4 protein-coding genes and 1 pseudogene are annotated in these 2,454 nt (G+C 62.2%); all 5 read left to right on the forward strand.

The window, feature by feature from the left end; all coding sequences use genetic code 11:
• Window positions 1-226 precede the first annotated feature (226 nt).
• Window positions 227-535 carry a 30S ribosomal protein S10 gene (gene rpsJ / locus Q0094_RS07045; protein ID WP_213684655.1) on the forward strand — a complete coding sequence of 103 codons (309 nt, stop codon included), beginning with the start codon at window positions 227-229 and terminating at the stop codon, window positions 533-535.
• A gap of 13 nt (window positions 536-548) precedes the next feature.
• Window positions 549-1,289 carry a 50S ribosomal protein L3 gene (gene rplC / locus Q0094_RS07050; RefSeq protein WP_297616925.1) on the forward strand — a complete coding sequence of 247 codons (741 nt, stop codon included), beginning with the start codon at window positions 549-551 and terminating at the stop codon, window positions 1,287-1,289.
• Entirely contained in the window at window positions 1,286-1,906 is a 621-nt protein-coding gene (rplD, locus tag Q0094_RS07055) for a 50S ribosomal protein L4 (protein WP_297616928.1), read from the forward strand. The genes rplC and rplD overlap by 4 nt, the downstream gene beginning before the upstream one ends.
• On the forward strand, window positions 1,903-2,199 hold the full coding sequence (locus Q0094_RS07060; RefSeq protein WP_297616931.1) for a 50S ribosomal protein L23: 297 nt from the start codon (window positions 1,903-1,905) through the stop codon (window positions 2,197-2,199). Before rplD ends, Q0094_RS07060 begins: the two co-directional genes overlap by 4 nt.
• A gap of 169 nt (window positions 2,200-2,368) precedes the next feature.
• Window positions 2,369-2,454: pseudogene (gene rplB / locus Q0094_RS07065) on the forward strand (50S ribosomal protein L2); the annotation flags it as partial.

Raw genomic sequence — 2,454 nt, forward strand, 5'->3', positions numbered from 1 at the left:
GGCGCGGATCGCACCGACGCGCCAGACAGGGCGGTGTCGAAGATCCTCGCCTGAGCCAAAGCGCCCGCGCCCAAGGGTGCGGGGCTTCCGGAATGGCGTTGACGAAGCTGGGGCCGCGCTGTAGATGCGCGGCCTTCACCGGCCCACAAGGCCGGATTGATGAAACCGGTTCGACGAGGGGCAGAAATCTGTCCCTCCTCTCAACTGAAAGGAAAACAAGATGGCGATTGCCAGCCAGAATATCCGGATCCGCCTCAAGGCGTTCGATTTCCGGGTTCTCGATGCCTCCACCGCGGAGATCGTGAACACCGCGAAGCGCACAGGCGCACAGGTCCGTGGGCCGATTCCGTTGCCCAACAAGATCGAAAAGTTCACGGTTCTCCGTGGCCCCCATATCGACAAGAAATCGCGCGACCAGTGGGAGATTCGCACCCACAAGCGTCTGCTCGATATCGTCGATCCGACCCCGCAGACGGTGGATGCGCTGATGAAGCTCGACCTCGCCGCCGGCGTGGATGTCGAGATCAAGGTCTGAGGGGGCATTTGACATGTTGCGCTCTGGTGTGATCGCCAAAAAGCTGGGCATGACCCGGCTGTTCATGGAAGACGGCCGGCAAGTGCCCGTGACCGTTCTTCAGCTCGACAATCTGCAGGTCGTGGCCCAGCGGACCCCTGAGACGGATGGCTATACCGCCGTCCAGCTCGGCGCGGGCACCGCCAAGGTCAAGCGCGTCTCGGCCCCCATGCGTGGCCATTTCGCCGCCGCCAATGTGGCCCCCAAGCGCAAGCTTGTGGAATTCCGCGTCGATGCCGAAAACCTGCTCTCCGTCGGCGAGGAAATCATCGCCGACCATTACTTCGAAGGTCAGTTCGTCGATGTGACGGGCACCTCGATTGGCAAAGGCTTTGCCGGTGCCATGAAGCGGCACAATTTCGGCGGCCTGCGCGCATCGCATGGTGTTTCGGTCAGCCACCGGTCGCACGGCTCTACCGGCCAGTGTCAGGATCCGGGCAAGGTGTTCAAGGGCAAGAAGATGGCCGGCCACATGGGCGCTGCCCGTGTGACGACCCAGAACCTTCAGGTTGTCCGCACCGATAGCGACCGTGGTCTGATCATGGTCAAGGGTGCTGTGCCGGGCAACAAGGGCGGTTGGGTCACGGTGAAGGACGCTGTCAAAAAGCCCTTCCCCGACAACGCCGTGCTGCCTGCTGCCTTGCGGTCCGCCGCCAAGGCCTCCGAGCAAGCGGCCGCCGAGGTTGCGGCTGAACAGAAGGACGGTGGGGAATGAAACTCGACGTTATCAAACTGGACGGCGGCATTGCCGGCTCGGTTGATCTGGGCGAAGATATCTTCGGTCTCGATCCGCGGGCTGACATCTTGCACCGTGTGGTCCGCTGGCAGCGCAACAAGGCGCAGGCTGGCACCCACAAGGTCAAGACCCGGATGGAAACCAGCTATTCGACCAAGAAGATCTACAAGCAAAAAGGCACCGGTGGCGCACGCCACGGCGACCGCAATGCGCCGATCTTCCGCAAGGGTGGTATCTACAAGGGCCCGACACCGCGCAGCCATGCGCATGATCTGCCCAAGAAGTTCCGCCAGCTGGGCCTGAAGCATGCGCTCAGCGCCAAGGCCGCCGAGGGCAACCTTGTCGTGCTGGACGTGGCATCGATGGATACGCCCAAGACCGCCGCATTGGCCAGGCAGATCAAGAACCTTGGCTGGAAGCGGGCGCTGATCATCGACGGCGCGACGCTGGACGAAAACTTTGCCATGGCCGCCCGCAACATCGAAGGTCTGGATGTGCTGCCTTCGATGGGCGCCAATGTCTATGACATCCTCAAGCGGGACACGCTGGTCATCACCCGCGCCGGTCTCGAAGCACTGGAGGCTCGCCTGCAATGACCGCCAAGGCAGAACATTACGATGTGATCCGCAAGCCGATCATCACCGAAAAGGCCACCATGGCGTCCGAAAATGGCGCCGTTGTGTTCGAGGTGGCGATGGAATCGAACAAGCCGCAGATCAAGCAGGCTGTCGAGGCGCTGTTCGGCGTCAAGGTGAAGGCCGTGAACACGACCATCACCAAGGGCAAGCACAAGCGCTTTCGGGGCCGCCTTGGCACCCGCAAGGATGTGAAAAAGGCCTATGTGACCCTCGAAGAGGGCAACACCATTGACGTTGCCACCGGTCTTTAATAGGCCGCAGCAACTTGCCGGCTCCGGACATGTCCGGGGCCGCGTGTTTTTCCCGGGGTAGGGGCGTCTGACGTCGCCACCCGCACCGGGTTTTCCACCGGGGACCTTCGGGGCCCTATACCAAAATCGGGGCCAAGCGCGCCCCGCAAAGCAACGGAAGACAGAAAGCATGGCACTCAAGTCGTACAAGCCGACGACGCCGGGCCAGCGCGGGCTGGTGCTGATCGACCGTTCGGAGCTTTGGAAAGGTCGCCC

It is taken from the genome of uncultured Roseicyclus sp. (assembly GCF_937892565.1).
In the GTDB taxonomy this organism is placed as follows: domain Bacteria; phylum Pseudomonadota; class Alphaproteobacteria; order Rhodobacterales; family Rhodobacteraceae; genus Roseicyclus.

Excerpts from the sequence above, each read along its gene's own strand:
- rplC (WP_297616925.1), top strand. The coding sequence starts at position 549 with ATGTTGCGCTCTGGTGTGATCGCCAAAAAGCTGGGCATGACCCGGCTG.
- rplD (WP_297616928.1), top strand. The coding sequence starts at position 1,286 with ATGAAACTCGACGTTATCAAACTGGACGGCGGCATTGCCGGCTCGGTT.
- Q0094_RS07060 (WP_297616931.1), top strand. The coding sequence starts at position 1,903 with ATGACCGCCAAGGCAGAACATTACGATGTGATCCGCAAGCCGATCATC.